27 protein-coding genes, 3 tRNA genes, 1 pseudogene and 1 riboswitch are annotated in these 26,911 nt (G+C 71.4%); of the genes and pseudogenes, 14 read left to right on the top strand and 17 right to left on the bottom strand.

Annotated elements, in window-relative coordinates; translation table 11 throughout:
• The 5 genes from AB0B58_RS17000 to AB0B58_RS16980 all read right to left on the bottom strand — a co-directional run.
• On the bottom strand, positions 1–821 hold an 821-nt coding region (locus AB0B58_RS17000; RefSeq protein WP_360224215.1), incomplete at its 3' end, for an MASE4 domain-containing protein.
• A gap of 511 nt (positions 822–1,332) precedes the next feature.
• Positions 1,333–1,971 carry an isoprenylcysteine carboxylmethyltransferase family protein gene (locus AB0B58_RS16995; RefSeq protein ID WP_360224213.1) on the bottom strand — a complete coding sequence of 213 codons (639 nt, stop codon included), beginning with the start codon at positions 1,969–1,971 and terminating at the stop codon, positions 1,333–1,335.
• 130 nt (positions 1,972–2,101) lie between these two features.
• The gene (locus AB0B58_RS16990; protein WP_360224211.1) at positions 2,102–2,476 is read right to left on the bottom strand and encodes a metalloregulator ArsR/SmtB family transcription factor; all 375 of its coding nucleotides are present in this window, start codon (positions 2,474–2,476) and stop codon (positions 2,102–2,104) included.
• 295 nt (positions 2,477–2,771) lie between these two features.
• Complete coding sequence (locus AB0B58_RS16985) at positions 2,772–4,145, bottom strand: HAMP domain-containing sensor histidine kinase (protein ID WP_360224209.1); 1,374 nt, start codon at positions 4,143–4,145, stop codon at positions 2,772–2,774.
• Positions 4,142–4,834, bottom strand: a complete 693-nt coding sequence (locus AB0B58_RS16980; protein ID WP_360224207.1) for a response regulator transcription factor — start codon at positions 4,832–4,834, stop codon at positions 4,142–4,144. The genes AB0B58_RS16985 and AB0B58_RS16980 overlap by 4 nt, the downstream gene beginning before the upstream one ends.
• A 96-nt stretch (positions 4,835–4,930) precedes the next feature.
• Here AB0B58_RS16980 and AB0B58_RS16975 point away from each other — a divergent pair, with 96 nt between their 5' ends.
• The 3 genes and pseudogenes from AB0B58_RS16975 to AB0B58_RS16965 form a co-directional block, all read left to right on the top strand.
• Complete coding sequence (locus AB0B58_RS16975; protein WP_360224205.1) at positions 4,931–5,698, top strand: class I SAM-dependent methyltransferase; 768 nt, start codon at positions 4,931–4,933, stop codon at positions 5,696–5,698.
• A gap of 379 nt (positions 5,699–6,077) precedes the next feature.
• A complete protein-coding gene (locus AB0B58_RS16970; RefSeq protein WP_360224203.1) occupies positions 6,078–8,123 on the top strand; it encodes a bifunctional diguanylate cyclase/phosphodiesterase in 2,046 nt (681 codons plus the stop codon).
• Positions 8,124–8,329: 206 nt separating this feature from the next.
• A pseudogene (locus tag AB0B58_RS16965) lies at positions 8,330–8,464 on the top strand (ABC transporter ATP-binding protein); the annotation flags it as partial.
• Positions 8,465–8,871: 407 nt separating this feature from the next.
• Here the strand turns inward: AB0B58_RS16965 and AB0B58_RS16960 are convergent.
• Entirely contained in the window at positions 8,872–9,246 is a 375-nt protein-coding gene (locus tag AB0B58_RS16960) for a DNA cytosine methyltransferase (RefSeq protein ID WP_360224247.1), read from the bottom strand.
• Positions 9,247–9,512: 266 nt separating this feature from the next.
• On the opposite strand from AB0B58_RS16960, the gene AB0B58_RS16955 reads away from it, so the two are divergent.
• The 6 genes from AB0B58_RS16955 (at position 9,513) to AB0B58_RS16930 (ending at position 12,924) form a co-directional block, all read left to right on the top strand.
• On the top strand, positions 9,513–9,860 hold the full coding sequence (locus AB0B58_RS16955; RefSeq protein WP_360224201.1) for a hypothetical protein: 348 nt from the start codon (positions 9,513–9,515) through the stop codon (positions 9,858–9,860).
• A complete protein-coding gene (locus AB0B58_RS16950) occupies positions 9,857–10,615 on the top strand; it encodes a MerR family transcriptional regulator (RefSeq protein ID WP_360224199.1) in 759 nt (252 codons plus the stop codon). The genes AB0B58_RS16955 and AB0B58_RS16950 overlap by 4 nt, the downstream gene beginning before the upstream one ends.
• Positions 10,616–10,726: 111 nt before the next feature.
• Complete coding sequence (locus AB0B58_RS16945; RefSeq protein WP_360224197.1) at positions 10,727–11,071, top strand: rhodanese-like domain-containing protein; 345 nt, start codon at positions 10,727–10,729, stop codon at positions 11,069–11,071.
• Positions 11,071–11,502 (top strand): MerR family transcriptional regulator, encoded by a 432-nt coding sequence (locus tag AB0B58_RS16940; RefSeq protein WP_360224195.1) that lies wholly within the window; start codon positions 11,071–11,073, stop codon positions 11,500–11,502. Before AB0B58_RS16945 ends, AB0B58_RS16940 begins: the two co-directional genes overlap by 1 nt.
• Positions 11,499–11,816, top strand: a complete 318-nt coding sequence (locus AB0B58_RS16935) for a hypothetical protein (protein WP_360224193.1) — start codon at positions 11,499–11,501, stop codon at positions 11,814–11,816. Before AB0B58_RS16940 ends, AB0B58_RS16935 begins: the two co-directional genes overlap by 4 nt.
• A gap of 139 nt (positions 11,817–11,955) precedes the next feature.
• The gene (locus tag AB0B58_RS16930; RefSeq protein ID WP_360224245.1) at positions 11,956–12,924 is read left to right on the top strand and encodes a bile acid:sodium symporter; all 969 of its coding nucleotides are present in this window, start codon (positions 11,956–11,958) and stop codon (positions 12,922–12,924) included.
• A gap of 11 nt (positions 12,925–12,935) precedes the next feature.
• Here the strand turns inward: AB0B58_RS16930 and AB0B58_RS16925 are convergent, their stop codons facing one another.
• Positions 12,936–13,214, bottom strand: a complete 279-nt coding sequence (locus AB0B58_RS16925; protein WP_360224191.1) for a hypothetical protein — start codon at positions 13,212–13,214, stop codon at positions 12,936–12,938.
• On the opposite strand from AB0B58_RS16925, the gene AB0B58_RS16920 reads away from it, so the two are divergent.
• Positions 13,204–13,722 (top strand): hypothetical protein, encoded by a 519-nt coding sequence (locus tag AB0B58_RS16920; protein ID WP_360224189.1) that lies wholly within the window; start codon positions 13,204–13,206, stop codon positions 13,720–13,722. The genes AB0B58_RS16925 and AB0B58_RS16920 overlap by 11 nt on opposite strands.
• Positions 13,723–14,357: 635 nt before the next feature.
• On the opposite strand, the gene AB0B58_RS16915 is transcribed toward AB0B58_RS16920, so the two are convergent.
• The 3 genes from AB0B58_RS16915 to AB0B58_RS16905 form a co-directional block, all read right to left on the bottom strand.
• A tRNA-Val gene (locus tag AB0B58_RS16915) sits at positions 14,358–14,432 on the bottom strand.
• A 16-nt stretch (positions 14,433–14,448) separates the two neighbouring features.
• Positions 14,449–14,519 (bottom strand) — tRNA-Cys (locus AB0B58_RS16910).
• A 37-nt stretch (positions 14,520–14,556) separates the two neighbouring features.
• A tRNA-Gly gene (locus AB0B58_RS16905) sits at positions 14,557–14,629 on the bottom strand.
• 157 nt (positions 14,630–14,786) lie between these two features.
• On the opposite strand from AB0B58_RS16905, the gene AB0B58_RS16900 reads away from it, so the two are divergent.
• On the top strand, positions 14,787–15,974 hold the full coding sequence (locus AB0B58_RS16900; RefSeq protein WP_360224187.1) for a GNAT family N-acetyltransferase: 1,188 nt from the start codon (positions 14,787–14,789) through the stop codon (positions 15,972–15,974).
• 188 nt (positions 15,975–16,162) lie between these two features.
• Here AB0B58_RS16900 and AB0B58_RS16895 read toward each other — a convergent pair whose 3' ends face one another.
• The 4 genes from AB0B58_RS16895 to AB0B58_RS16880 all read right to left on the bottom strand — a co-directional run bounded on the left by AB0B58_RS16895 (position 16,163) and on the right by AB0B58_RS16880 (position 20,370).
• Entirely contained in the window at positions 16,163–16,912 is a 750-nt protein-coding gene (locus AB0B58_RS16895; protein ID WP_360224185.1) for an FAD:protein FMN transferase, read from the bottom strand.
• An 11-nt stretch (positions 16,913–16,923) separates the two neighbouring features.
• Positions 16,924–17,436: an FMN-binding protein gene (locus AB0B58_RS16890; RefSeq protein WP_360224183.1), complete on the bottom strand. Its 513-nt coding sequence runs from the start codon at positions 17,434–17,436 to the stop codon at positions 16,924–16,926.
• Positions 17,437–17,453: 17 nt separating this feature from the next.
• Complete coding sequence (locus AB0B58_RS16885) at positions 17,454–18,962, bottom strand: ferric reductase-like transmembrane domain-containing protein (RefSeq protein WP_360224181.1); 1,509 nt, start codon at positions 18,960–18,962, stop codon at positions 17,454–17,456.
• Positions 18,963–19,143: 181 nt separating this feature from the next.
• Positions 19,144–20,370 (bottom strand): phosphatidylinositol-specific phospholipase C, encoded by a 1,227-nt coding sequence (locus AB0B58_RS16880; RefSeq protein ID WP_360224179.1) that lies wholly within the window; start codon positions 20,368–20,370, stop codon positions 19,144–19,146.
• Between the two features lie 69 nt (positions 20,371–20,439).
• On the opposite strand from AB0B58_RS16880, the gene cbiE reads away from it, so the two are divergent.
• The 3 genes from cbiE to AB0B58_RS16865 are packed head-to-tail and all read left to right on the top strand — an operon-like array spanning position 20,440 to position 23,266.
• Positions 20,440–21,777, top strand: a complete 1,338-nt coding sequence (gene cbiE, locus AB0B58_RS16875) for a precorrin-6y C5,15-methyltransferase (decarboxylating) subunit CbiE (protein WP_360224177.1) — start codon at positions 20,440–20,442, stop codon at positions 21,775–21,777.
• Positions 21,774–22,517 (top strand): precorrin-4 C(11)-methyltransferase, encoded by a 744-nt coding sequence (gene cobM / locus AB0B58_RS16870; RefSeq protein ID WP_360224175.1) that lies wholly within the window; start codon positions 21,774–21,776, stop codon positions 22,515–22,517. The genes cbiE and cobM overlap by 4 nt, the downstream gene beginning before the upstream one ends.
• Complete coding sequence (locus AB0B58_RS16865; protein ID WP_360224173.1) at positions 22,514–23,266, top strand: cobalt-precorrin-6A reductase; 753 nt, start codon at positions 22,514–22,516, stop codon at positions 23,264–23,266. Before cobM ends, AB0B58_RS16865 begins: the two co-directional genes overlap by 4 nt.
• Here the strand turns inward: AB0B58_RS16865 and AB0B58_RS16860 are convergent.
• From AB0B58_RS16860 to AB0B58_RS16850, 3 genes are read right to left on the bottom strand one after another with little or no spacing between them, the layout of a single operon-like run.
• A complete protein-coding gene (locus AB0B58_RS16860) occupies positions 23,229–24,728 on the bottom strand; it encodes a precorrin-2 C(20)-methyltransferase (RefSeq protein ID WP_360224171.1) in 1,500 nt (499 codons plus the stop codon). The two genes, AB0B58_RS16865 and AB0B58_RS16860, sit on opposite strands and share 38 nt — an antisense overlap.
• Before the next feature lie 2 nt (positions 24,729–24,730).
• Positions 24,731–25,348: a precorrin-8X methylmutase gene (locus tag AB0B58_RS16855; protein ID WP_360224169.1), complete on the bottom strand. Its 618-nt coding sequence runs from the start codon at positions 25,346–25,348 to the stop codon at positions 24,731–24,733.
• A gap of 1 nt (position 25,349) precedes the next feature.
• On the bottom strand, positions 25,350–26,630 hold the full coding sequence (locus tag AB0B58_RS16850; protein ID WP_360224167.1) for a precorrin-3B synthase: 1,281 nt from the start codon (positions 26,628–26,630) through the stop codon (positions 25,350–25,352).
• A gap of 207 nt (positions 26,631–26,837) precedes the next feature.
• Positions 26,838–26,911, top strand: a riboswitch (cobalamin riboswitch).

Raw genomic sequence — 26,911 nt, 5'->3', positions numbered from 1 at the left:
GCGCGGCGGCTCAGTTCGCGGTGCGCGCGGTCGAGATCCTCGTGCGCCGCCGAGAGCCGGCGGTAGAGACTGGCGGTCTCGGCGAGCAGGGCCAGAAGCACCGTTCCGGAGGAGACCAGCAGGGCGACCCGTCCCGCATACCAGCCGAGCGTGTAGCGCTGTGGGGCGAACATGTAGAGGGTCGCGGAGGCCAGGGACGCGCTGATCGCCACCACCACCCACCGTTCCACCGGTGGCCGGTTGCGCAGGTCCCTGGTCACCGCCAGCAGGCTGACGGCCGTGGCCAGGAGCCCTACGCCCACCGTCCAAAGGCCGAGTGCGGTCGGCGTTCCGTCCTGGTAGAGCCGGGGCAGGTGGTCCGCGGCACCGAAGATGATGCCTGTAACCGTGGCCACCAGGGTGAGCATCACGGCGGCCGCAACCGCGGTGGCGGTTCGCCGCCGGTTCCGGGCCTGTTCGCTCCATCGAGCCGGTAGCGCGGCGACGACCCGCTGTTGCACTGCCACCAGCACCGGAAACCCGGAGAAAATGATCACCGCCATCCACGGTGAGCAGACCTCTCCCCAGATCGAGCTGGGACCCCAGCGCTGCAGCCGGGTGACGACGACGGCGTAAGGCAGCATCATCATGGTGGTGTAGAGGTAGGCCGACGAAAGGCCCAGTGTCGCCAGCCGGCCACCGGCCAGGAACTGCTGCACCAGCAGATGCGCGGTCAGCAGATCGGCCGCCGCCATGAGGACGTAGACCGCCAGTGCAAGGTTCGGGTGAACGGGCGGGCGGTAGTCGGCGATCGGCACGACGAGCAGGGTGGCTGTGATCACCGCGACCGCGCACACCCACAAAGCCCGGCTTACCGGGGCCTCTTCCGGCCGTCCCGCAGCACTGCCCGGTTTCACGGCCTTCGACCCCCATACGATCACAGAGTCCCAGGCCAAAGGCTAACTGGGGGCGTCGCCGGACTTGCCGCAATTCGTGGACGGCCGGTCCGCGTCGTCGTTCCGGCCGGGCCGGCGGTGCTCAGCGCGTCACGCGAGTCGTAGTCGACAAGCTCCTCACGCTCGCTCGCCCCGTCCGACACGCCTGCGACCGACTGCGGCTGCGGGTCAGAGTCCAGCTGTGTGACCGCTACACCCGCGATCATGGCTACGCCCGCTGCCGCCGCCCACCACCGTCGGTTCAGCGACCATGCTGACACCGGTTTCATTCCCAGGCCCCTCGCGGCCGACTCGGGTGACCGACCAGCCGAGAAAACCTCAGACCGAATCCACCTCACAACACCGAATTCGTTACCTACTCGTTATCCGCTCTCGGTCTTGGACCGTCACACGGTGATCAGTGGGGCGAAGGGCTGGGAGTGAGCCGGCCGATGCCGGGCAGGAATCTGCCGGCGCGGGCGGCGTAGCCGCGGTAGTCCTCGTGGTGGCTGGCGATCAGGTAGGGCTCTTCGACGGCACGGACCTGGATCTGCAAGGCGGCGAGCAGGCAGAGTGCGGTGAGGGGGCCGATCGTGGTGGGGACCATGCCTGCCAGGCCGAGAGTGACGGCGAGCATGCCGGTGAAGATCGGGTTGCGGATGTGGGCGAACAGGCCGTCGGTGACGAGCGCGGTTCGCTCGCCGGTGTTGACGCCGATGCGCCAGGAGGCGCCCATCTGCCGCTGCGCGGCGAGCGTGACGGCGATGCCGGTAAGCGCGATCAGTAGGCCGACGACGCTCAGCATGCGCCGGCCCGGGAAGGCGGGGACGGCGGTCACGCCGGTGAGGACGAGGATCGGTGCGGCGGCGCCGAGCAGCAAGGCGGCCGGGAAGAGGATGCCTCCCCACCATTGCAAGCTTCCGGGCTGGCCGGAGATGCCGCGGTAGCCGGTGCTGCCAGTGGCCCGCCAGTGCGTCAGGGTCTGCCAGCCGAACGCGGCGGCGAGGCCGATGAGGTAGACGGCGAGCGCGACGGCGGCGGCCATGTTGGAGCTCATCGGCCGGCCTTTGGCGTATCGGTGCAGCAGACGTCGGTGCAGCCCGGCCCGCATCCACAGTCACCTGCCTCGCTGTCGATGGTGGGCAGGGCGCAGTCGTCGCACTGCCGGCTGAGGCTCAGCGGGCTACTCATGCGGTCACCGCCGGCTCGCCGGTGTCATCGGTAGGGCAGAGCGTCACGGCGGCGCCGGTCGCGGCGAGCAGCCCTTCGGCAGCGGTCAGCAGGTCGAGCAGCTCGGGGCGGGTCAGCGCATAGAACGACTGACGGCCTTCGATGCGGTAGTCGATCAGGTCGCAGTCGCGCAGGCAGGCCAGGTGCTTGGAGACGGTGGACTGCGCCAAACCGAGTTCGCCGGTCAGGTCGACGACACGGGCCTCGCCCGCGGCAAGCCGTTTCACGATCTTCAACCGAGTCTCGTCGCCGAGAGAACGGAACAACGCCACCGCCGGCGTCATCCCAGCCGCGACCGCAGCCGTCACGCACCCCTCTTCAATCATCGCCATAGTGCGATGATAGCCGAGTACGGCGATCAAATGGCAGCGGGTTGGACTCCTGACGCCCGGCAAGCTCCGGACTGGCCGGCCTTACGTGACCTGCTGTGACGATCTGGTCATGACCCTCACCCTGCTGGGGACTGGCATGTGCACGCTGCAGCCGTCAGCGCCTGACGGCGCCGGTGAGCACGCCTGCGGTGATGAGCAACGGGATCGGGCAGATCCGGGGTGGGCCGTGAACGCCACGATGGCCGGGCGGGTTCGACACCCTTGTGCTCGGCGGCGTACACCTGGTGAGTGGTTGTCAGCGCAAGGGGACTCGAGCCGAGGCTCGGCGTAACCGAATGAAGGCGTCGATGCCGCCGCCTGGTGCGGCACGTAGTTCGGCATCCCCGCCGCTGACCTGGGCGAGTTGCCGCACGATGGTCAGTCCGAGGCCGGTACCGTCGTCCGGTGAGGCGGGGCCGCGCCAGAAACGGTCGAACGCCCGTGCCCGGTCCGCCTCGCTCAGGCCCGGTCCCTGGTCGGTGACGTGCACCTCGACGGTGGACCCGCTTGTTTCCTCCGGCGTTGCGCCGAGGGTGATGGTGGTGTGCGGTGGTGCGGCCCGCACGGCGTTGGAGAGCAGGTTGTCGATGATCTGTTCGACGGCGCCGGGGATGGCCCAGGCGGTGCCGAGCCGGCCTGGGAGGCGGGCGAGGGTGATGTCGTGTTCGGCGGCGTAGGAGGACCAGTTGTCGATGCGTTCGGTGACGAGGGTGTCGAGGTCGACGGGTTGGCGGTCGGTGGTGGTGTTCTCCAGGTGGGCCAGGGCGAGTAGGCCCAGCACCATGCGGGTGAGTCGGTCAACCTCGGCGATGGCGGCGTCGAGGTCGCTGCGGGCGCCTTGCGGGACGTTGGGTTCCAGGTTCTCCAGCCGTAACCGTAGGGCGGTGAGTGGGGAGCGCAACTGGTGGGAGGCGACGGCGGCGAAGGTCCGTTGAGCGGTGATGAGCCGGTGTAGGCGGTGCGAGGTCTCAGTGAGCCGGACTGCGAGGCGGCGTAGTTCGGGCGGCCCGATCTCGGCGGTGGGCAGGTCGGCGCTGTGGCCGATGACGGCGGTGGCATCTTCGAGGATGCGGACGGGGCGGGTGATCCAGCGGGCCAGGGCGAAACCGGCGACCGTGACGACGGTCAAGGTGAGCGCGCCGCTCGCCGCGAGTGCGAGCCAGAAGCGGGTCGCGCTCGCGTCGACGAGATCGGTGGGGTACGTCAGGAGCACGGCGCCGCGGACGTCGGCGCCGGTGCGGGCGGGCACGGCCACGTACAGTTCCGTGCCGCCACGTTGGGCCTCGCGGTAGCCGACGGCGTGTCGGTTGGTCAGCGCAGTGTCGATCGCCGGATCCCGGGCCGGGAGCCCGGCGTCGACCGAGGCGAGGACATGTCCGTCGGCGTCGAGGATGAGCACCCGCGCGCCGGTGGCGGAACTGTGCTCGGCGGCGAGGGCGGTGACGGGTTCCGACCGGCCCGCGGCGATGTCGGGTTCGGCCTGTTCGGCCAACACGACGGCGTCGCGTTCGACATCGGCGGCGAAGCCGTCGCGTTCGTGGTGGGCGTAGATCGTGCCGAGGGGAATGCCGAGGGCGAGCAGGACGAGGGCGGTCAGCGACAGGTAACTCAGCAGGATGCGCCGGGTCACGGCACGCCCGGGCCGGTGTCGCCACCGGCGGTGAGCCGGAAACCGACGCCGCGCAGAGTCTCGATGAGGGCGGGGGCGCCGAGTTTGCGGCGCAGCGCGGCGACGTGCACGTCGAGGGTCTTGGTGGGGCCGAAGTAGTGCGGGTCCCAGACGGTGTCGAGCAGGTGTTGCCGGGAGTAGACGGCGCCGGGGTCCTCGGCGAGGACGGCGAGCAGGTCGAATTCCTTGGGCGAGAGCGCAACAAGGACCTTGTGGACGTGCACCTGCCGGGTGCGGCGGTCGATGCGAACGTTGCCGAGCACCTGCTCGGCGCCGGGTTGCCCCGGTGCGCCGCTGGCGGGAGCGGTGCGGCGGGCGACTGCGCGGATGCGGGCGACGAGTTCACGTAGGCCGAATGGTTTGGACAGGTAGTCGTCGGCGCCGAGTTCTAGGCCGACGACCCTCTCGATCTCCTCGCCCCGCGCGGTGATCATGATGATCGGGATGGCCGACCCACCTCGCAGTTGGCGGCAGACGTCGATGCCGTCCATGTCGGGCAGACCGAGGTCGAGCAGCACCATGTCGGCCGGGGCGGCGGTCAGCGCGGCACGGCCGGTGCGGACCCGTTCGACGGTGAAGCCGTAGCGGGCCAGGCCGGCGATTAGCGGTTCGGCGATGGTGTCGTCGTCTTCGACCAGCAGCACGTCCACGCTTTCAGGATGCCATCGGACGGCGCGGGAAACCTTGGCCGAGATTTGGGGTGATGCTGGCCGTCCCCTAACCGGGTGGTCCCTAGCGTGGCTGGTGTGACCGTGAATACCCGACGGACGGACGCGACACCGCTGGTGGAGAAGGCACGCCGACTCCTGCGAGCCCTGCATCACACCCGCCGCACGAAAGGGGCCGGGGCCTCGGCGCGGCTGTGCGCGACCCTGGTCGCGGAGATCCTGCTGCGACCGATCACCCGGCGGCAGGACCGCCTCCTGGACCAGCGCCTCGGCGTCGGCACCGAGCGCACCACCGCCGAGCCCGTTCTGGACCCGAGAGTCGCGGCGTCCGCGCAACACCAGGACGGCGTCGCCTACTCCCCAACGCCGGCGCGGCAGCTCCGCAAGATTCTGCGGAGCCTGCCGATCCGGACACCGTCGGCCTTCACCTTCGTCGATCTCGGCTGTGGGAAAGGCCGGACCCTGCTAGTCGCCGCCGAACACGGCTTCGGCCGGGCACTCGGCGTCGAGTTCGACCCGGAACTCGCCGACGCAGCCCGCCGTAACGCCGCAGCGTACGAGTTGGTCGCGCCGGCGTGCGCCGGTGTCATCGAGGTGGTGCAGGCGGATGCGGCCCGATACGAGTTCCCAGTAGAGCCGGTCGTGGTGTTCCTGTTCAACCCGTTCGGCGAGGCCACCCTACGAGCGGTCGTCGACCGCATCGAGGAAACCCTCGCCCGGTGGCCGCGCCCGTTCATCGTCGCCTACTACAACCCCATGCACTCAGACGTCCTGGACGGCAGCATCACGCTGCGAGCGACATTGCGCAACGCACGCTGGACCGTCTACGCGGCCGGACTGCAGTAGGCCGGCCGACCCATCCCTACGTGCTCGGTGTCTGACGAGGTGGTGCGGGGGCGCCGGACTTCGGCACGCCGGGACTCCCCATATGCTCGGCGGTGTCCCGCCGCCCGTTCGCACCGGATTCGTACCGCCGCTGCACCCGTGGCCTGGTGTGCTTGCTGACGTGACGGGACGGAAGAGACCGGCTGTTCGGCGTGCCCAGGGCCGCGAGGGCATTCCTCGTTGGTACCTCGGCCTCGGCTGCCTGATTCTGGCTGCCGTTCCGGCGGCATCGCCGGCAATACGGGTTTCGCTGTACATGGCGTTGGCTGCCTTGGTGCTGACCGCCCTGATCATGGGCATACGCCGATACCGACCGGCCTGGTCACGGCCGTGGTGGTTGATGGCGGCCACGATCGGGATGTCGGTGCTGGCCAACCTCGGATGGGCCACCGCGATGACACCGGCCGGCGTGGTGCGATTCCCGTCCCTGGGCGATCTGTCCTACGCGCTGACGATGTGTCTTCTGATCACCAGCGCCTATTGGTGGATCCGGCCGGGCCGGTATCGCGGCGGACTCATCGACGCGGCGATCGTCCTGGCCGGCGGCGGCGCCGTCGCCTGGGTGATCATCTTGGATCCGCTGCTCTTCGGTGGCCGGTTCACCGGACTACGGCTGGGTGCCTACCTGTTGTACGTCGGCCTCGATCTACTGCTCCTGGCGCTGACGGTACGGGTCGCGGTGGTCTCCCGCGTACGCACCATGTCGTACCGCCTGATGGTCGCTGCCGCAACGCTGTGGATCGTGACCGACACGATCTACTACGCCGCGCAGGCCGTCGGCGCGGTGCAGGCGGCCAGCTGGGCATCGGTGGGCGGGCTGACGGCATACCTGTTGATCGGTGCTGCGGCAATGCACCCGTCCATGGCGCGCAGCACCGGCAGTATGCCGCGAAATGCTGCCCCGCTGACGCGTACCAGGCTGGCCGGCTATGTCACGTTGACGGTGCTCATCGCCGCCCTGAGTGTGTTCGTAGCGGCGACCCTGCGGTCCGGTCATCAGACATTGCGGCTGAGCGTGGTGTTGTGCCTCGGCTGCGCCACGTCGGTTCTCCTGATCGCCCGGCTGGCACAGCTCGGTGCGGCCCTCAACCGGCGCGCCCACATCGACCCGCTGACCGGCCTGGGCAACCGAGCCGTACTGCAGAACCATCTCCACCGTCGCACCCACCATGACCAGGCGCTGCTCGTGATGGATCTCGACGGCTTCCGAGAGATCAACGCCGCCTTCGGCCATCCAGCCGGCGACGCCGTGCTCGTCGAAACCGGTCACCGCCTGCGCGCAACATCGCCCGGCGACGCCGTGGTGGTACGGCTCGAGGCCGACGCCTTCGCCGTACTCACCCGCGGCGACGAGGCTGAGCTGCGGGGCCTCGCCCAGCGGCTGCTGCAGGCCATCGCCGAGCCGTATCCGGTGGCCGGCCTGACCAGCCGCCGGGTCCAGGCCAGCGTCGGCGCCGTCACCATCACGGCAGGCGGCGACGCCACCACGGCGCTGCGCGACGCCGACCTGGCTCTCCAGAACGCCCGAGCCGAGGGCAACGGGCTATCCATCTTCGACCCCAGCGCGTACGCGCAATGGCGGGCCAACCGCGACCTCGTCGCCGACCTGCAGCGCGCCGTCGGGGCGGGCGAGTTCAGCATGCACTACCAGCCGATCGTCGACCTGAACACCGGCAGCATCATCGCCGCCGAGGCCCTGCTGCGCTGGACCCGCCCGGACGGCACGCCTGTCTCACCGGCCGACTTCATTCCGCTCGCCGAGCAGAGTGGGGAGATCACCGTCATCGGCGACTGGGTACTCGACCAGGTCTGCGCCGATCTGGTCGACCTGTGGAGAGCGCACCGGGTACCCGTGACGGTGAACGTGTCGGCGCATCAACTGCGTGACGCCGGGTTCGCCGACCGTCTGCTGAACCGCCTCCGCTCCGCCGGCCTGCCTGGCCAGTCCCTGATCGTCGAGATCACCGAAACCGTCCTGATCACCACGGTGACCGACGCCGCCACCACCATCGCGCAACTGCAGCAGCTACGCGACCACGGTATCCGGATCGCCATCGACGACTTTGGCACCGGCTATTCATCGCTGGCCTACCTCCGCGAACTGCCGGTGGACATCCTGAAGATGGACGGCTCGTTCACCTCACATCAGATCGAGGACGGCAGCCCGCGGGAGATCGCGTTCGTGCGCACGATCGTGGCCCTCGGTCGCAGCCTGAACCTGGTCACCCTGGCCGAAGCCGTGGAGACCCCCGGACAGGCGGAGCGGCTGCGCCGCATCGGCTGCCACCTCGCCCAGGGATACCACTTCGCCCGGCCGGCCCCGATCAGCACCCTGCACGAGCTGCTCACCGCCGGACGACCCGGCGGCCTCGAAACGGCTGCGTGACCGCCGACGCGACCACCGTCCGAGCATGGCGATTCGGCCGGCGCCTCCGAGTCCATCGGCCTTCGAGACCACGCCGCTTCGGGTGGCTCGCCCGTCTGGTTTGTTCGCGAGTTGCGGGTTCTGTCCCGTGAAGAGTGATTGATCTTTCGGTCTGTGGTCCGGGCGGGGACTTGCCTGGCTTTGGGCAGGTCACTCAATCACGCGTAGTGACAGCTCCGGTCGCCGGCCCGGCGGCGCTCGACGCCCACCTCGTCGACGACCGCGGCACCTTCCGCCTCGACGTCGAGCTGCGCATCGCCGCCGGCGAGGTCGTCGCGCTGCTCGGCCCCAACGGCGCCGGTGCCGCCTGTGACGGTGCGACTTGATCAGCGAGGTGCGGAGAACCCGGAGGTGGTCCCGTCGCGTTGGCGGCCACTATCCGGCGATGGCCGTACCTTCGATAGCGGTGGCCGTCCAGCGGGACGGCTCGGCTGCGTGGTGGTCGGTCATCGGCGCACCGCCCGCCGGTGCGGGCACAGCAGCAGCCGCAACGCGGCTGCCGCCTGCTGGTGGACGACCCCGTTGCCGAGCACTCGCAGCGCGGCGGTACGCGGCAGTCCCCGGTCCGTGATGTAGCCCCGCTCCAGGGTTGGCGCCGCTCATATAGCCGGTACCGCCGCCGGCCGTCGGGGTTGGCAGCAGGGCATTCCGGCTGCCGCCGGGTTCGATGAGGTCCGGCAGACTGCGGGGCATGCCCGGGCCTTTACCGTCACGAGCGCACGGCGTCGGCAGGGTGGCCATCGGCTCCGAGGAGATCCGCCCGGACGGCCAGCAGGAACAGGCGGTCGCGTCGATGGGCGGCGCCGATGTCTGATGCGCGTAGGCATATCGAGCTCGTGTCGTACCCGAGCGCGGCCAGATCGGCGTGGACTCGGTCGAGTCCGCGCCGGAGGAGCGCGGCCACGTTCTCCACGTAGACGAACGCCGGTTGAAGCGCGCGAACGGCGGCCGCGACGGCTGTCCACACGCTGCTGTGGACACCGGTGATGCCGGCGCGTTTCCCGGCGTTGGAGATGTCCTGGCACGGGAAGCCTGCGGTGACGATGTCGACCGGTGCGACGGTGCTCCAGTCGACGGTCCGGATGTCGCCGAGGTTCGCCCCGTCGGGCCAGTGGTGGGCCAGGACGGTGCTGGGGCGAGCCGGCCGCCGAGCACCAGGTCGACGGCAAGGTCGAGCCCGCTTGTGGCTTCGGCGGCGTTGTTGCCGTCGTGGTTGTAGGGATCGGATTTCGGCTCGGTGTGTTCAGGCCTCGCCCGAGATTTCGGGCTCGAGGGGTTGCATCCGGTACTTGGGTACAGGCTTACCGTCGAACGGACGGCGCCGACGGTGCCTTGTTCGAGGAGGTCAGCATGTCTTTCCTGGTTCCGGACGCCTGCTCGCTGCCGACGGCGGAACAGCCGTTGCGGCTGGCGGAGTTCGATGAGCTGTTCGCTACCGCCGTTCGCGCGGTCGACCAGGTCGACGCGACGCACGCCCGGCTGCATCTGACCGGCCCTGCGGGCTTGGCGGCCACGGTGCGGGATCTGACCGCCCGGGAGACCGAGTGCTGTTCGTTCTTCACCTTCACCACCACCCCGGCACCCGCCGCCGACGGCGAGGCCGTGACTCTCGACATCGAGGTCCCGGCCGCGCACGCCGACGTCCTGGCCTCCCTCGCCCAGCGCGCCAGCGCCGTCTCGACTGGGGCGCCGTCATGAGCGCGGGGCTGCTGGAACTCACCGAGTTGGCTGCCGCGTCTGGCGTGCCCGCGCCGCGGCTGCGCGGGTACGCCGAGTCGGGACTTCTGCCGCCGGCCCGCCGCGACGGCGACCGGCTCGGTTATCCGCCCGAGGAGGTAACCGCCGTGCGGATGCTGGCCGGCGCCGAGGACCTCGGCTTTACCGCTGACACGCTCACCGGGCTGGCCGTTTCCTGGCGTGACGGCGACTGCGTCACGACGCAGCAGGGGTTGGCCGACGCGGTGGCCGCCCGTCTCGACCACGTCCAGTCGGACATTGAGGCGCGGAACAGGCAGGCCGCCGACGCCGGTCCGGGATCCCCCGGGTGGGTGTCGGAGATCAGCCGGAGTGCGTCGCTGTCCGAGGACGCGGCTCGGTTGCAGGCCGTGGTTGCCGCCTTGACGGCCACGGCACATGACGGGCCGTGCGGGGAGAGCTGTGGCTGTGTCACCGCGCTGGCGGCGGCGGGCACGACCTATCACTTCCCGCACGACCCGGCGGCGGGCGATGGGGCGTTGGCCTGTGACCTTGGCGCCGACGGCGGCGACGTGCACCACCGGATCGGTGTGTGGCAGCAGGTCCTCGCCCGCGCCGAGAGCCGCGACCCGCTGCCCGACACCACCCACGGGGTGGTGTCGGGCAGCGGGTCCCGTTCGACGTCGATCTGGCCGGCACACTGGGCCGGCTCGCCGCCGCGGAGTACCGGTGCTGCTCGTTCGGCAGTTACACCCTGATCGTCGATGGCACTGGGCTGCGCCTGGAGATCCGCATGCCTGCCGACGCAGCCGGTACGTTCGCCGCCGTGGTCGGTCTCCCGGACACGCCCGCTGGGATGGAGGTCAGTGGTGCAGCGGATCAATCGTGACCAGCTCCGCGTCCTGCTCGAAGCTGGCGACCTCACCCTCGTCGAGGCCTTGCCCGAGGCGCGCTACGAGGCAGAACACCTTCCTGGCGCAGTGAACCTGCCCGGCGAGCTGACCGCCGACCTGGCAGCACGGCTGGCCCCGGACCGGAACCAGACCGTCGTTACCTACTGCTCCGGCCCGTCCTGCGGCCGGTCCAGGGTCGCCGCGGCCTCGTTCGGGCGGCTCGGCTACACCGACGTGCGGGTCTACGACGGCGGCAAGGCCGACTGGGCGCAGGCCGGCCTGCCGTTCGCCGGCTCCCACTCGACGGCGCAGGCGTCCTGATGGACGGACTCCGCACGGGCGAGGTCGCCGAGCAGGCCGGCGTCAACATCCAAACCCTGCGCTATTACGAACGCCGCGGGCTGCTCGCCGAACCAGACCGGTCAAACGGCGGGCACCGGCTCTATCCGCCGGACACGGTCGCCCTGCTGAATGTGATCAAAGCTGCCCAGCGGCTCGGGTTCACCCTCGACGAGGTCGCCGACCTCCTCGACGCCGGCCGGCGCCGGCACCCGAGCGCGGACCTGCGGCAACGCGCCATCGAGAAGATTGCCGAGATCGACCGGAAGATCGCCGACCTGACCGCCATCCGCGGCACGCTCACTGAGGTCGTCGACGCCCGCTGCGACAGCCTCACCAACTGCACCTGCACCGATTGCCCGATCCCGTATCTGACCATCGCCACCACGCGACCTTCTGGAGAGCCTGCATGAGCCAGCCCGTCACGCCGCCGCCCCGCACCGCCGGCCCGTCACCCGTGGTCCTCGATAACGCGCCGCCGCGCCGCAGCAAGATCACCGGCGGTCTTGCCGCGCTCGCGTGCGCCGCCTGCTGCGCTCTGCCGCTGCTGATCGCCGCTGGTGTGCTCACCGGCGCTGGCGCCGCGATCCTGGAGCAGACGTTGCTCGCCGTCGCGGCCGGTCTGGTCGTGCTGGCGTTGGGCATGTGGTGGTGGCACCGGCGCCGCTCCGCCCAGCGAGCGGGGGCGGCGGGGTGCGGGTGCGGTAGCACCGGCTGCGGCTGCTGACCCATCTCGGGCCGCTGGGGCCGGTGCGCCGGGGTTCCGCCGAGCCGATCAAGATTGAGCAGGAACGGCATGCCGGTCGGCGCGTTGAGGAGCAGGGAGCTCTTGAGTGGGGCAGGAAACGCGGGGCCTGTTGGCCGGGGTGGAACAGCACCAGATCGTCGTGTATCTGGGCGCTATCGTCGCGGGTGCTGTCGTCGGCTGGGCAGCGCCGAGTGCCGGCCCTGGATTGGAACATCTGATCAACCCGGTACTGGGTGTCCTGCTGTATGTGACCTTCTTGCAGGTGCCGGCGCGGGACCTGATGCGCTCGCTGCGTGACGGCCGGTTCCTGGCCGCGGCGCTAGTGGTCAACTTCGTGGTGGTGCCGCTGGTGGTCGCCGCGATGTTCACGTTCCTGCCCGCCGATCAGGCGGTACGGATGGGTGTGCTGCTGGTACTGCTGACCCCGTGCGTGGACTACGTGATCGTGTTCAGCGGTCTGGCCGGTGGCAGCAGCCAGCGGCTGCTGGCCGCCACCCCACTGTTGCTGATCGCGCAGATGCTGCTGCTCCCGGCTTTCCTGTTCATGTTCCTCGGGTCGGAGCTGTCTGAGGCGGTCGAGGTCCGGCCGTTCGTCGAGGCGTTCATCGTGCTGATCGTGATTCCCCTCGCGCTGGCCTGGGCCACGCAGGCGTGGGCCGGCCGACACCGGGCCGGCGCCAGGGTCAGCAATGCGATGAGCGCGGTGATGGTGCCGCTGATGGCCGCGACGTTGCTGGTGGTGGTCGCCTCCCAGGTACCGAAGCTGGGCGACGACTTCGCCGGGGTGCTCGGGGTGGTGCCGTTCTATGTGCTGTTCCTGGTGGTCATGGCGTTCGCCGGCTGGGGTGTCGCCCGGCTGTTCCGCCTTAACATCGCAGCGGGCCGGGCCGTGGTGTTCACCGGTGCGACCCGAAACTCGCTGGTGGTGCTGCCGCTGGCGCTGGCCCTGCCCGACGAACTGGGCGTCGCGGCGACAGTCGTGGTCACCCAAACCCTGGTGGAAGTGTTGGGCATGGTCGCCTACGTGCGGCTGGTGCCCCTGCTGCTGCCCGCCGGCAACTCCCGGGCGGCCACCGTTACCAACTAGGCATTGGGGTGTCACCGCGGTCGTCGCCGTCCTACAGCCCGGATGGCGACGACCGCCGCGGGATCAGGCCGATGGCTCGGCTGCCGAGCGCAGAGCGGGCGTCGCGAGAGCGACGGCACCGGAAAGCTTCTGCAGCCGTCCAGCTTGCTGCCGCTTGTCGGCCGCAGGGTCAGGTCGATGCCTTCGATCTCGCCCGCCCATCCTTCGGCTTCTGCCCTGGACCGCCGGGCCTGCAGGTCTTCCTCGAGCTCGGCGAGCCTGCCCAGCATCTTCGGATTGATGTTCAGCATCGGGCAGCGGATGCAGACCAACGCCGAGTGCCCGATCGAGGACCTCCAAGACTTCGCCGTCGTAGGTCACCGCGGCTGGGCCGAAGACCGCACCAGGATCTGGCGCGGCACCGTCGATGGTCTCGGCGATCCAGGCGATCACATCCCACAGGAATTCGCCGAATCGCGGCGAGTCGCGGAACCGCAAGTTCTTGTGCCATCGATCAGGCAACCCGCGGTAACCGCCCGTGCATGGCCGGGTCTCCGCCGCCGACCTGCGCTTCAGCAGTTGCAGGACCTCGTCCGGGTAGATCGCCGAAGGACCAGCAAGGAAGGCGTGGATGGCGTACTCGTCGATCGTGGCGAGGCTTGCTATCTCGGTGAGGATGCCCTCGCGGTCGGTATCGCCGAGATCCTCGTAGGCCAGAAGCCGTGTTCGCCGACCGCGAACAACACCTGCTTGGCCACTGCTGGTGAATGCGCGAAGGAGACCGTCAGGAGCAGTTCGGTGGCCAGCGTTTTGTCGTAGTCCCTGATCTGGCGCACCATCTGTAGCGCGTGGAGCCGAACATCTCGTCCTCGTGCGACAGCAACCGATCCAGTGCCGCTCGCTCCTGGGCATCGATGGACCCCTGGCCGCCACGGAACCTGTGCAGTCCGGCTGCTGTCAGCCGTGTCAGCTCAATGTCTTGCCTGTCCAGCAGCGTTTCTACGCTTCCCACCCGGCGGCGGCTTCGCTCAGCAACAGGTCCCGCACAGCGACCGGCAGCAGGCTGGTCAGCGGACCGGTCGGCTGATCGATAACGGCCGCCACCAGAGCTCGTCCGAGGGACGGCCGGTCCTGCATGAGGGCGGGGTAGTCCAAGGCACTGCGCGCCCGCAAAGCCGAGCTCGAGCTTGATCTTGACCAGCCACCTCAGGCGCTAACATCGGCCGACTTGACCGCCGTCCGAGCCGAGATCCGACACATCCTCACGAACGAGGCGCACAACGCCCGCACGGCGCTCTTCGAAGCCCTGATCCAGGAGATCACGATCATCGCGGACGACACCGTCCGGCCCGTCTTCAAGCTCCCGATCGCCGGAAACGACGAAGGGCCAGCCCTTGATGGGCTGACCCTCACCGACCGTGACGCAAACCAGATGGTTCGCGCACTGCCATCTTTGGTGGGCGATACTGGGATCGAACCAGTGACCTCTTCCGTGTCAAGGAAGCGCGCTCCCGCTGCGCCAATCGCCCTCGATAAGAAACGCCGAGGTGGAGACGGGATTTGAACCCGTGTACACGGCTTTGCAGGCCGTTGCCTCGCCTCTCGGCCACTCCACCGAGCTGACCCCGCACGTAACCTGTGGCGGCCTCTCCGAGCGGACGACGGGATTCGAACCCGCGACCCTCACCTTGGCAAGGTGATGCGCTACCAGCTGCGCTACGTCCGCTTGTCTCTCCGGTGGCGTTCCCCGGCGACGGATGAAACATTAGCGGGTAGTCCGCCTCCTTGCCAAACCGGGGGTACCTCGGCGCGTCGCGGGCCCGGTTATCCACAGGTCAGGAAACGGGTGAGCGGCCGCCCCGCGTTCCCGCTTGGATGGACTCATGGAGATCCGACAGGTCACCGCCGCCGAGCGCACCGACACGATGTTCCCGCTGCAGGCCTACGCGTTCATGCCCTCGCCCTGGCCGGACACCGATCGGGAGACCTACGCCCGGCGGATGCAGTACTACCGCACGGCGGTCAGTCTCATCGCCGAGGAGGACGGGCAGGCGTTGGCCGGCGTCGCCGCGTTCCCGATGCGGCAGAACGTGCGTGGCGTCGTCCACGACATGGCCGGGGTCGCGTCCGTCTCCACCCATCCGGCCGCGCGGCGGCGTGGCTTCGTCCGAGCGCTTCTGGACCGGCTTCTGCGCGAGATGCACGACCGGGGGAGCACGGTGAGCACCCTCTATCCGTTCCGTGCGTCGTTCTACGGCCGTTTCGGCTTCGTGGGCCTTCCGCGGGTCCGGACCGCCACGTTCGCCCCGGAGGGCCTGGAGCATCTGCTGAGAGCCGATCTGCGGGGCGAGGTGGAGCGTCTGCCTATGCGGGAGGCCTTCGACGACTACAACGCCCTGACGCTGCGCCTGCTGGGTGACCGTCACGGCTTCTCGGTGTTCGACGAGGTGCGCACGGCCGAGTTCCGGGAGAGCCCGGCGCGCTGGGTGGCGATCGCCCGGGTCGACGGTGCGGTGGTGGGTGCCGTGGCCTACCGGATCGACGAGTTCGGCGGGGAGCTGATCACGGACGATCTGCTGGTCACGGGGCCGCTGGGCAGGGCGCTGCTGCTGCAGTTCTTCGCCCGGCACGTGGACCAGGTCGCCCGGATCGTCATGACCATCGGCGTGGACGAGGTGCCCGAGCTGTGGGGGACCGACCTGGCGGTGCTCACCGAGGGCCGCGTCTCATTTCCCCGCCGGGGCGGACCGATGGCGCGCCTGCTCTCGATGGAGGCGCTCACCGGCACCGCCACGTCGGCCATCGGTGCGGTGACGATCGAGGTGACCGGCGACGAGTTCATCGGCGGGCGCTACCGGCTGGCCGGCGAGGGCGGCAGGCTCATTGTGGAGCAGGGCAAGGACGAGCCGGAGGCCACGCTCACCTGCGCCGGCATCTCGGCCCTCGCCTACGGCGTGCTCGACCCGGTCGAGGTGATCACGAGGGGATTCGGCCAGGTGGATGCCGCGGCGATCGACAAGCTGACCGCGCTCTTCCCGAAGCGGATGCCCTACGTATTCGCCGACTTCTGATCACCCGTGGGGTGGTGCTGCCCGTGGGTCAGGCCGTGGGGTGGTGCCGGTCGTGGGTCAGGCCGTGGGGTGGTGCCGGTCGTGGGTCAGGCCGTGGGGTGGTGCCGGCTGTGGGTCAGGCCGCGGGGTGGTGCCGGTCGTGGGTCAGGCGGGTCGTGGGTTAGACCGCGGGTGGTGCGAGGCGTGGGTTAGACCGCGGCCGGCAGACCCGATGAGCTGAACGCGCGCCCGTCGTCGGTCACCACCGCCGAGTCGTAGCCGTCGGCGACGCGCTTGGCGAGCCAGGCGATCCCCGCCTCGCCCATGGCGAGCGCCGCCGTCGCGTAGGCGTCCGCAAGTGCCAGGTCGGGTCCCACGACGGTCACCGACCGTAGACCCCGGGCCGGCCCGCCCGTACGTGGATTGAAGACATGATCACCGCGCTCATAGGTACCGGAGGTCGCCACCGCCTGGTCGGTCAGGGCGAGCACCCAGCTCAGCTTGTCCGCGACCCAGGGGTGCCGGATGCCGACCCGCCACGGCGCGCCGGCGCCGGACAGCCCGCGGGCCCTGATGTCCCCGCCGGCGTTCACGCAGTGGTTCACCGAGCCTGCCTCGGCGAGGCGGGCCGAGGCGACCTCCACCGACCAGCCCTTGACGTATCCCGACGGGTCGAGTGGGCCGGCCGCGTAGGCGTCGAAGTACCCGTCGGTCTCCCGCCACAGGTCGGCGCATGCCTCGAGGACGTGGCGCAGGTCCGCCGAGTAGTCCGCCGGTGCGATCTCCCGCCGGCGCAAGCGGCTGACCTCGCTGTCGTCCCGGTACGTGCTGAAGCGCCGGTCCACCTCGTGCAGCCAGCCGCAGACGTCGTCGATCATCGTCCGCAGGTCCGCCTGCGGGAGGTCGTCGGCCAGGTCGATGCTGACGACCGTGCCCATGACGTGTTCGGCGTGGTGCATGGCGCCGGACTCTACGCGGTGGCGGCGTCGATCGCCGCCTGGAGGGATTTCACGTACGACTCGGAGGTGAACGTCGCGCCGGAGACCGCGTCGACCTCGGCGCTCTGTGCCTTGACCGTCGCCTGCTTGAGCGAGGCGATCGCGGGCGGGTTGATCGTCGCGCTGTCGCCGGTGACCGGGTACGTCGCATCCGCTGCGGTGATCTTGCCGCCGGTGACCTTGATCGAGACCTGGATCGTGCCGTACGGGTTCTTCGCCGCCGAGCCCTTGAAGACACCGTTGGTGAGGCCGCCGCCACCGGCCTCGCCCGAGGCCTCGTCGGAGGAGCCCTCGGGGGCGGCCGGCTTCTTCGACGCCTTCTTCGAGGGAGTGGCCGACGGGTCCGCGTCCTGGCCAGAGTTCGCCAGGTCGACCGCGGGCGGCGCCGCCGAGGGAACCACGGGTGCGGACACGCTCAGCCGGACACCGACGATCAAGGCTGCGCCGGTCAACGTCCCGATGGCTGCTGCGGTGCTGCGTCGCATGAGGAAACTCCCGGATATCAGAATTCGAAGGGGTCGAGGTGCAACTGGCTGTCTGGCACTTCCAGTTCGCGCAGGGTCTGCACCGCGGCGTCGACCAGCCCGGGCGGGCCGCACAGGTAGACGTCGCGGCGGTTGACGTCGGGCACCAGCCCGAGCAGGCCGTTCGCCGTGAACAGGCGTCGTGGGCCGGGATCGTTGCGGGAGCCGACGATGTAGCGGACCCAGGCGTCGCGGCGCTCGGCCAGGTCCTCCAGTTCCTCGCGGAAGACCAGTTCGTCGGGGCGGCTGGCGCGGTAGATCACGATCGTGTCCGGCGGCATGTCCTCGAGCAGGGCGCGGATCGGCGCGATGCCGCTGCCGCCGGCGATCAGCAGGGCGCGGCGGCGGGTGCGGCGCTGCGCGGTGAACGTCCCGAACGGGCCCTCGGCCCAGATCGGGGTGCCCGGTTCCATCTCCGCCAGCTTCGACGTGTGCCCGCCGACCACCGTGACGGTCAGGCGCAGCCACTGCGAGTTCGGCGCCGCCGACAGCGAGAACGGGTGCGACTGCCACCAGCCGTTGGCGGTCAGGAACCGCCAGCGCATGAACTGGCCCGCCTGGGCCGGAAGCTTGTCGAGTTTGCGGCCGTCGATGTAGATCGAGAAGGTGTTGGTGCCCTCGGCGACGACCTCGGCCACCTCGAAGCGGTGCCGCACGTTGAGCCAGAGCGGCTCGACCAGCCGGCCCCAGACCAGGGCGGCGATCACCAGCGCGCTCAGCCCGGGCCAGAAGACCGAGGCGAACCGGCCGGACAGGTCCGCGCCCGTCGCGACCTGGTGTCCGTAGCCGAGCAGCAGCACCAGGTACGCGGTGAGGTGGATGAAGTGCCACAACTCGTACGGCAGCTTGCTGCGGGCCGCCCGGATCGAGATGACGCTGATCAGGACCAGCAGGCCGGTGGCGACCGTCGCGCTGATCATCTCGGGCAGCGTGGTGATGATCGTCCAGGCCTGGTCGACCACGCCGGCCTCGGCGGTGAGCGCGTACCCGTAGACGATGAAAACGACGTGCGCGAGCACCGCGACGACCAGCGAGGTGCCCAGCCAGCGGTGCCAGCGCAGCAGGTCGCGGGCGCCGACCCACTCCTCCAGCCAGGAGACCCGGCTCATCATCAACAGCTGGATGAAAAGCAGGTAGCCGCCGACCAGGCCGGTGATCCGGCCGACCGCCAACATCAGGGTCGGGGTGTCGTTGATCGCGCCGGCCTGGGTGTCGAAGAGCCAGAGCGCGACGCTGGTCGCCAGCCCGGAGAAGAACAGCAGCACCGTGAGCAGGCGGTTTCCCGACGTGGCCTCGGCCGGCGGGCGGTCGTCGGTGACGATCGCCGGGCCGCTGCCCTGCCAGCCGGACGGGTCGGACGGCGCCTCGACGAGGATGTCGCCGCGCGGGACGCCTTCGTTCAGATCCGGCTGCTGCCAGAACTCGCGCTCGGGCGCGAGGGTCTGTCCGGACGCCGGCTCGCGCAGGTCATCGAAGGATTGGAACATCGTCGGCCCTGGTCGGCCGGCAGTGTCGCCGTACGCTCGCGCCATCGACCTCACCCGCTCAGCAGTCGTCGCTCGGCGTCTGCCACCCCCCGGCGGCCGACGTGACGGTCCGGTTCTCGGCAGGCCGTCGACGGGTACTACGCGGTTCAGCGGGTGAAGGCTCAAACCTGAGAGGAAAAAGTCAGTTGTACGAGATGATCTTGTCGATCAGGCCGGCCCCGGGGAAGTCGAGCAGGACCATCCCGGTACGGACCAGGCCGTGGCCCTCGTTGAGGTAGCCGAGCAGGAACGGGTTGACGCCCTGTACCCAGAGTGCGCCGCCGGCCACCTGCTGCGGCTGGGCGAAGAGGCTGGCGCCACTGGTGAAGTTGACGTACATCGTCGCCGGGTCGCCGGCGCTCGTCGCGTCCAGGTGGCGTCTGACCTGGTCGCGCTTGGTGGCGATGGCGCCGATGTTGGGCACCGAGTAGTTGTCCTGGATGTAGGGCGAGCCGTTGCCCCACTGTCCGAACTGGGCCAGGCCGTAGCGCTCGATCGGGCCGCCGAACGCGCCGTGCAGCACGGCGAGCACCACCTTGCCCCGGATCGCGCCCAGCGTGGGCGTCGCGGCCGCGGCCGCACGGGTCACCGACGGCTGCCAGAACAGCGAGGAGACGTACGAGTCGAAAATGTCCGGAAAGCTCTTCTGGCCCGACACGTCCGTACAGGATCCGATCTCGCCCGTGCACTCCTGCTTGAGCCGCATGACGACGGTCTCGCCCGGGTGGGCCGCGAGGAAGGTGCGCAGCACATTCAGGACATCGGTGAAGTTGGCGTTCTGATAGAACGTGCCGTGGTGGATCGTGAAGGTGTTCCCGCCGTTCACCCGGGCCCGGATGTCGATCATCCGGATGCCGGCCTCGAGCTGCCGGGCCAGCGTCGCGCCGCTGTCGCCGAAGTTCTCCTGGGTCTGGGTCAGCGCGCCGCCGTGAATCGACATCGAGTTGTGGGTGCCGGGGATGGACAACACGGATAGGCGGGTCGAATCGGGCAGGGAACGCATCCAGTCCGGATGGCTGGCCGAGCTCAACGTCCGATAGGACGCATCGGCGGCGAGCACCGCGGCGGCCTTGGCGGCGACAGGCTCTATGGCGGCAGCCTTGGCGGCGGGCACAACGGCGGCGGCGGGATTGACCGCGGCGGGATCGACGGCGGCGGGATCGGCGGCGGCGGGATTGGCCGCGGCGGGATTGACGGCGGCGGGATTGACGGCGGCGGGCTCTACGGCGGCCTCGGCGGCGGCCCCGGTTTGGGCGGCGATGGGTGCGGTGCGGGCGGCGACGGGCGTGGGGGCGGGCGCGGCGAGGGCGGCGGTGGGTGCCGCTACCAGCGGGGCAAGGATCGCCAGGACTATCAGGGAGCCCTTCATGCAGTGAAACCTATCGATTTATGGGGTACGACGGAAGCCCTCCGGACTCCGGCGGGCTAACGTCACGGCGTGACTGAAACCCCCGCGGCCCTCACCGTGGTCGGCATCGGCGCCGATGGCTGGCCGGGCTTGACGGGTACGGCCACGGCGGCGTTGACCGGCGCCGAGGTGATCTTCGGAAGTTCGCGCCAGCTGGCCCTGCTGCCGGAGTTCGTCGACGCCGAGCTTCTACCATGGCCGTCGCCGCTCGTTCCCGCGCTGCGTGGTCTGCTCGAATCGCGTCGTGGCCGGCGCATCGCGGTCCTGGCCAGCGGCGACCCGATGTTCCACGGCCTCGGCGCGACGCTGGTCCGCCTGTTCGGCGCGGCGGCGGTGCGGGTCATCCCCAGCCCGTCGTCGGTGTCGCTCGCAGCGGCACGCCTTGGCTGGTCGCTACCGGACGTCGACGTGCTGAGCCTGGTCACCGCGCCGGTCGAGGAACTACACCCGCTCGTCCACCCGGGCCGCAGGATCCTGATCCTCAGCGCGGGCGCGGACACGCCGGCGGCCGTCGCGGCCCTGCTCACCTCCCGCGGGTACGCCGACAGCACCGTGACCGTGCTCTCCCAGCTCGGCGGCCCCGCCGAGGATGTGACCACCTGCGCCGCGGAGAACCTCGGCGCCCGCGAGTTCGACCCGCTGAACGTCGTCGCCGTCGCCTGCTCGACCGGCCCCGCCGCGGTGGCGGAGGGGCCGGTCGCAACTGTGGGACCGGCCGGGCCTGGCGGCGGCTCGCCGGAGGCCGGCGGGACCGAGGCCGGGCAGCCGGGCGGCCGGCATGCCGGTCCGGTCCTGGCCGGCTCCCGTCCGCTGGTGCCCGGCCTGCCCGATTCCGTCTACGAACACGACGGGCAACTCACCAAGCGCGAGGTCCGCGCCGTAACCCTCGCGGCTCTCGGGCCGCAGCCCGGCGAGCTGCTCTGGGACATCGGCGCCGGCTCCGGCAGCATCGCGATCGAGTGGATGCGCGCGCACCGCGACTGCCGGGCGGTCGCCGTCGAGTCGTCCGCCGAGCGGGTGGGACGGATCGCGCGGAACGCGGCCGCTCTGGGGGTACCGAAGCTCAGGGTCGTAGCGGGACGCGCGCCCGGCGCTCTTGCCGGGTTGCCCGCGCCCGACGTGGTTTTCGTCGGTGGCGGGCTGACGCGCGACGGCGTGGTCGAGGCCGCCCTGGCCGCGCTGCCGTCCGGCGGCCGGCTGGTCGCCAACGCGGTGACGCTGGAATCGGAGGCGGTGCTGGCGGCCTGGTATGCACGCCTGGGCGGCGAGCTGACGCGGATCGCCGTCAACCGGACGTCACCGGTCGGCGGCTTCACGGGATGGAGAGCGATGATGCCGGTGACCATCTGGTCGGTGATCAAGCCGTGACGGTGCACTTCATCGGGGCCGGGCCGGGCGCGGCCGACCTGATCACGGTACGCGGGCAGCGGCTGATCGGGTCGTCCCCGGTCTGCCTGTACGCGGGCAGCCTCGTGCCCGCCGACCTGCTGGCCTTCTGCCCGCCGGGCGCGCGGCTGGTCGACACGGCCGGGCTGAACCTGGACGAGATCCTCGCCGAGATGGTGGCCGCGGCGAAGGCAGGGCACGACGTGGCGCGGCTGCACTCCGGTGATCCGTCGGTGTTCAGCGCCGTCGCCGAGCAGATGCGGAGGCTGGACGAGGCCGGGATCGCCTACGACGTGACGCCGGGCGTGCCCGCCTTCGCCGCGGCGGCCGCGGCGCTGGGCCGGGAGTTCACGGTGCCCGGGGTCGCGCAGACGGTGATCCTGACGCGGACCGCCGAGCGGGCCACCGCGATGCCGCCCGGGGAGGATCTCGCGACGCTGGGCGCGAGCAGGTCGACGATGGTCCTGCACCTGGCCGTGCAGCGCATCGACGCCGTGGTGGCCGAGCTGGTGCCGAACTACGGCGCGGACTGCCCGGTGGCGGTGGTGGCGCGGGCGAGCCGGGAGGACGAACTGATCGTCCGGGGCACGCTGGCCGACATCGCCGCGAAGGTGACCGCCGCCGGCATCCGGCGCACCGCGGTGATCGTGGTCGGCGCGGCGCTGACGGCTTCGGCCTTTCCCGGCAGCCACCTCTACTCGACGCAGCGCTGCCGGACGTGAGGGTGCTCGTCCTCGGGGGGACGACCGAGGGGCGGGCGCTGGCCTCGACCTGCGCCGCGGTGCCCGGCCTCGAGGTGATCAGTTCGCTCGCCGGGCGGACCAGCGCGCCGCTGCTGCCCGCGGGCGAGGTCCGGATCGGCGGGTTCGGCGGCGTCGACGGGCTGGTGGCCTACCTGCGCGCGGAGTCGGTCGACGCGGTGGTGGACGCCACGCACCCCTTCGCGGCGACGATCACCGGCAATGCGGCCGCGGCGTCGTCGCTGGCCGGGGTGCCGCTGCTGGTGCTGCGCCGGCCGGGCTGGGCCGAGCGGCCCGGCGACGTCTGGCATCGGGTGGCGACCCTTCCCGCGGCCGCCGCGGCGCTGCCGGCGCTGGGGGAGCGGGTGTTCCTGACCACCGGGCGGCAGGGCCTCGCGGCCTTCGCGGGCGTGGACGCCTGCTGGTTCCTGTCCCGCTCGGTGCAGGCGCCGGTCGCGCCGGTGCCGAGGCGTCTCGAGGTGCTGCTGGACCGGGGCCCGTTCACCGCCGAGGGTGAGCGTGCCCTGCTGGCCCGGCACCGCATCGACGTGCTGGTCACCAAGGACAGCGGCGGGAGCGCGGCGAAGCTCGACGCCGCCCGCGAGCGCGGGATTCCGGTCGTCATGGTCGACCGGCCGCCCCTGCCGCGGTCGGTCACCGTGGCGGCGACGGTCGAGGCCGCCGCCGAGTGGCTCAGGCGGGGTAGTGCCGCGGCGTGTACATCTGGGTAGTGCCGTCGCCGCGGGTGGCCATCCGGGTCTGGCTGGAGCCGACGATCAGCAGGCAGCGCATGTCGATCGTGGCCGGATCCAGCTCGCCCAGCGTCGTCACCCGCACCGACTCCTCCGGCCCGCCGACGTCGCGGCCCACCGCCACCGGCGTGGCCGGGTCGCGCCACTCCAGCAGCAGCTCACGGGCCCGCACCAGCTGCTCCTTGCGGCTCTGCGACGCCGGGTTGTAGATCGCGATGACCAGGTCGGCGCCCGCCGCCGCGGTCAGCCGGGACTCGATCACCTCCCAGGGCTTGAGCCGGTCGGAGAGCGACAGGACGCAGAAGTCGTGGCCGAGCGGCGCGCCCACCCGGCTCGCCACGGCCTGCGCCGCGGTCAGCCCGGGCACCACCCGGACCGGCACGTCCTTCCACTGCGGATCCTCGGCGGCCTCCAGCACCGCCGCCGCCATGGCGAACACGCCCGGGTCGCCGGAGGAGACCACCGCGACGCGGTGGCCGCGCTTCGCCAGGTCGAGCGCGAACGCCGCCCGTTCCGCCTCGACCCGGTTGTCGGAGGGGTGGCGGCGCTGGCGCGGGTGCCGCGGAACGCGGTCGACGTACGGGCCGTAGCCGACGACGTCGTCCGCCGCGGCCAGCGCGGACCGCGCCTCCGGGGTGAGCCAGCCGGGCCCGGCCGGGCCCAGCCCGATCACGGTCACCCCGCCGCCGCCCGGCCGCGGGGCCGGCGCCTCGGAGAAGCTCGCGGCGGCCCGGCTCGGCAGCAGGGCAAGGGAGAAGTACGGGACCGTCGCCGGATCGATGTCCGCGATCCGGCCGTGCCGTTCGCGGTCGGTGGTCGCCCGTTCCACGTACCAGGCGTCGTCGAGCCGGCCGGCCTGTTCCAGGGCGTCCCGGACGCCGGGGAACGTGCGGCCCAGCTTCATGATCGCGGCGGAGTCGGTGCCGGCCAGCCTGGCGGCGAGCTCCGCCGGCGGCAGGGTGCCGGGCAGCACGGTCAGGGTCTCGTCGCGCTCCATCAGCGGCCTGCCCAGCACCGCCGACGCCGCGCTCACCGACGTCACGCCGGGCACGACCTGCGCCTCGTAGCGGTCCGCGAGCCGCTTGTGCATGTGCATGTATGAGCCGTAGAAGAACGGGTCGCCCTCGGCGAGCACGACCACGTCGCGGCCCGCGTCCAGGTGCGCGGCGAGGCGCTCCGCGCTCTGCGCGTAGAACTCGTCGATCGCGCCCTGGTAGCCGCCCGGATGGTCGGTCGTCTCGGTGGTGACCGGGTAGATGAGCGGCTCCTCGAGCTGGCCCTCGCGCAGATATCGGGCCGCGATGGCTCGGGCGTTGCTGCGCCCGTGCCGGGCCGCGTGGTACGCGATCACGTCCGCCGCGCCGATCAGCCTCGCCGCCTTGACGGTGACCAGCTCCGGGTCGCCCGGACCGAGCCCGACCCCGAACAGCCGACCCGCCATGCCTACTCCTCCTCCGAGGCGAGGGCGTTGACCGCCGCCGCCGTGATCGCGCTGCCGCCGCGCCGTCCGCGTACGACCAGGTAGTCCAGGTCGGAGGCGGCAAGCGCGTCCTTGGACTCGGCGGCACCGATGAAACCGACCGGGATGCCCAGCACCGCCGCCGGCCGCGGCGCGCCCGCCTCGACCATCTCCAGCAGCCGGAACAGGGCCGTCGGCGCGTTGCCGATCGCGACCACCGCGCCGGCGAGGCGGTCGCCCCAGAGCTCCAGGGCGGCGGCGCTGCGGGTGTCGCCGGTCCGGGCGGCGAGCGCCGGCACCGCCGGGTCGCGCAGCGTGCAGATGACCTCGTTGGCGGCGGGCAGCCGCTTCCGGGTCACCCCGGCGGCGACCATCTCGGCGTCGCAGAGGATCGGCGCGCCGCCGAGGAGCGCCTTGCGGGCGGCGGTCACCACGCCCGGGCTGAAGCCGATGTCGCCGACCAGGTCGACCATCCCGCACGCGTGGATCATCCGGACCGCGACCCGGGCCACATCGGACGGCAGCACCGACAGGTCGGCCTCCGCCCGGATCGTCGCGAACGACCGCCGGTAGATCTCCGCGCCGTCGCGCACGTATTCCATCTCAGCCCTTCCTCGCGGCGCTGACCAGCGCCCCCACCTCGGTCACTGCCGCGAACCCGGATCCGCCCGGCGACCGCACCCGGTAGCCCGATCCGGTCGCCTCGACCCGCACGTGCGGGCCGGCCGGGCTTCCGCATCCGCGCGCGCACCCGACCCAGTGCACGGGCAGACCCGTGCCGGCCGTGGTCGCCGCGTCCGCGTCGTGCCGGACGTCGGCGAGCGACTTCGCGCACCCGGGCCGGCCGGCGCAGGCCGTCACCCCGGCCCACCGCGACCCGGCGGCGACCTCGAGGCCGGCCTCCGTCAGCGCCGCGGCCCAGTTCCGCGCCGCCTCCGGCGTCAGCCCGCGCAGCACGATCCCACGCCAGGGCGTGACGGTCACGGTCGCGGCGGATTCCAGAACCCTCAGCTGTACGGGGCGCAGCCGCCCGAGCGGCACCAGCGCCCCGACGGCGACGCGCCCGCCGGGCTGCTCGATCAGCCCGATCGGCTCCCGCGGGACGGGCCGGGGCAGCACGGCGGCCGGGCCGGGCCGCACGCCCAGCGCCGCGGCGGTCCGCGCCGCCACCCGCGCGGGCCCGTCGGCCAGCTCCCGCACCCGCCACGCCACCTGCCGCCGGCCGTCGGCGACCCCGGCGTCCGGAGCGTCCGCGCGGCTTCCCGGCGTCGCCTCGACCGCCGTGGTCCGCTGCGCCGCGCGTTCGTCGAGGAAGGCGTGCGCCGCCGCCAGCAGTGCCGGCACCACGGCGTCGGGTGCCACCCGCAGGCCCGCGTCGGCGCCCGCGAACAGGATCGCGACGGCGGCGGGGTGCCCCTCGTGCGTGTGGACGGGAAGGGCGGCCACGTCGGCGGAGAACGCCACGTCGCCCAGGCCCGAGTCGAGCGCGAACAGGAACCGCCCCGGCAGCGAGGCCAGCCGGGAATCCGCGCACAGGGCCCGGTCCAGGCGGTCCACCGCCGGGTCCCCGCCCAGCGGGGACGCGGCTATGTTGCGCACCAGCTCATGGGTGCGGGAGGGCAGCAGGCCCGCCGCCTCGAGGCCGGCCGCGAGCCCGGCCGCCGCGGCGTCCCGCACCGCTCTGAGCTGTAGGTTTGCGCGGCTGGTCAGCTCGACGTGGCCGTCGCCCCAGCGCCCGGCCAGCTCGCGCAGCACCCGGACGTGCGCGCCCGTCAGGCGCCCGCCCGGCACCCGGACGCGCGCCAGCGGGCCGTCGGCCGCGGCGTGCAGCCGCAGCGCGCCCGGGCAGGCGTCGACGTCGGCGCGCGTGGATGGCTGGGACACGGCCCGGATACTACGGATCCGGGCTGACAACTTCCCGGCGGCGGTCGGCATCGTCACACCGGCCGCCCCGCCCTGACGCCGCCCGTGCCAGTCGCGAGACGGGCTGCCGACATCCCGGCGGCGGTCGGCATCGTCACACCCGCCGCCCCGCCTTGACGCCGCCCGCGCCGATCGCAAGAGTGGGAGTCCACGTGCGGCGACGCCGCGGAGGAAGCCGGTGCGAGTCCGGCGCGGTCCCGCCACTGTCACCGGGTGCACATCGACCCGGGAGCCAGGAACTC

Origin of the sequence: Actinoplanes sp. NPDC049118, assembly GCF_040648555.1 — a bacterium.
In the GTDB taxonomy this organism is placed as follows: domain Bacteria; phylum Actinomycetota; class Actinomycetes; order Mycobacteriales; family Micromonosporaceae; genus Actinoplanes.
Note: the sequence above shows the minus strand (reverse complement) of the source record. Positions and strands in the feature narration are given on the sequence as shown.

What these genes read in the sequence shown, in the direction of transcription:
- AB0B58_RS16995 (WP_360224213.1), bottom strand. Translation starts at nt 1,971, where the DNA reads ATGAGCTCCAACATGGCCGCCGCCGTCGCGCTCGCCGTCTACCTCATC.
- AB0B58_RS16925 (WP_360224191.1), bottom strand. Translation starts at nt 13,214, where the DNA reads ATGCTGAACATCAATCCGAAGATGCTGGGCAGGCTCGCCGAGCTCGAG.
- AB0B58_RS16890 (WP_360224183.1), bottom strand. Translation starts at nt 17,436, where the DNA reads ATGCGACGCAGCACCGCAGCAGCCATCGGGACGTTGACCGGCGCAGCC.
- AB0B58_RS16855 (WP_360224169.1), bottom strand. Translation starts at nt 25,348, where the DNA reads ATGGAATACGTGCGCGACGGCGCGGAGATCTACCGGCGGTCGTTCGCG.
- AB0B58_RS16920 (WP_360224189.1), top strand. Translation starts at nt 13,204, where the DNA reads ATGTTCAGCATCGGGCAGCGGATGCAGACCAACGCCGAGTGCCCGATC.
- AB0B58_RS16860 (WP_360224171.1), bottom strand. Translation starts at nt 24,728, where the DNA reads ATGGCGGGTCGGCTGTTCGGGGTCGGGCTCGGTCCGGGCGACCCGGAG.
- AB0B58_RS16900 (WP_360224187.1), top strand. Translation starts at nt 14,787, where the DNA reads ATGGAGATCCGACAGGTCACCGCCGCCGAGCGCACCGACACGATGTTC.
- AB0B58_RS16885 (WP_360224181.1), bottom strand. Translation starts at nt 18,962, where the DNA reads ATGTTCCAATCCTTCGATGACCTGCGCGAGCCGGCGTCCGGACAGACC.
- AB0B58_RS16935 (WP_360224193.1), top strand. Translation starts at nt 11,499, where the DNA reads ATGAGCCAGCCCGTCACGCCGCCGCCCCGCACCGCCGGCCCGTCACCC.
- AB0B58_RS16955 (WP_360224201.1), top strand. Translation starts at nt 9,513, where the DNA reads ATGTCTTTCCTGGTTCCGGACGCCTGCTCGCTGCCGACGGCGGAACAG.
- AB0B58_RS16990 (WP_360224211.1), bottom strand. Translation starts at nt 2,476, where the DNA reads ATGGCGATGATTGAAGAGGGGTGCGTGACGGCTGCGGTCGCGGCTGGG.
- AB0B58_RS16940 (WP_360224195.1), top strand. Translation starts at nt 11,071, where the DNA reads ATGGACGGACTCCGCACGGGCGAGGTCGCCGAGCAGGCCGGCGTCAAC.
- AB0B58_RS16895 (WP_360224185.1), bottom strand. Translation starts at nt 16,912, where the DNA reads ATGCACCACGCCGAACACGTCATGGGCACGGTCGTCAGCATCGACCTG.
- AB0B58_RS16970 (WP_360224203.1), top strand. Translation starts at nt 6,078, where the DNA reads ATGGCGGCCACGATCGGGATGTCGGTGCTGGCCAACCTCGGATGGGCC.
- AB0B58_RS16880 (WP_360224179.1), bottom strand. Translation starts at nt 20,370, where the DNA reads ATGAAGGGCTCCCTGATAGTCCTGGCGATCCTTGCCCCGCTGGTAGCG.
- AB0B58_RS16950 (WP_360224199.1), top strand. Translation starts at nt 9,857, where the DNA reads ATGAGCGCGGGGCTGCTGGAACTCACCGAGTTGGCTGCCGCGTCTGGC.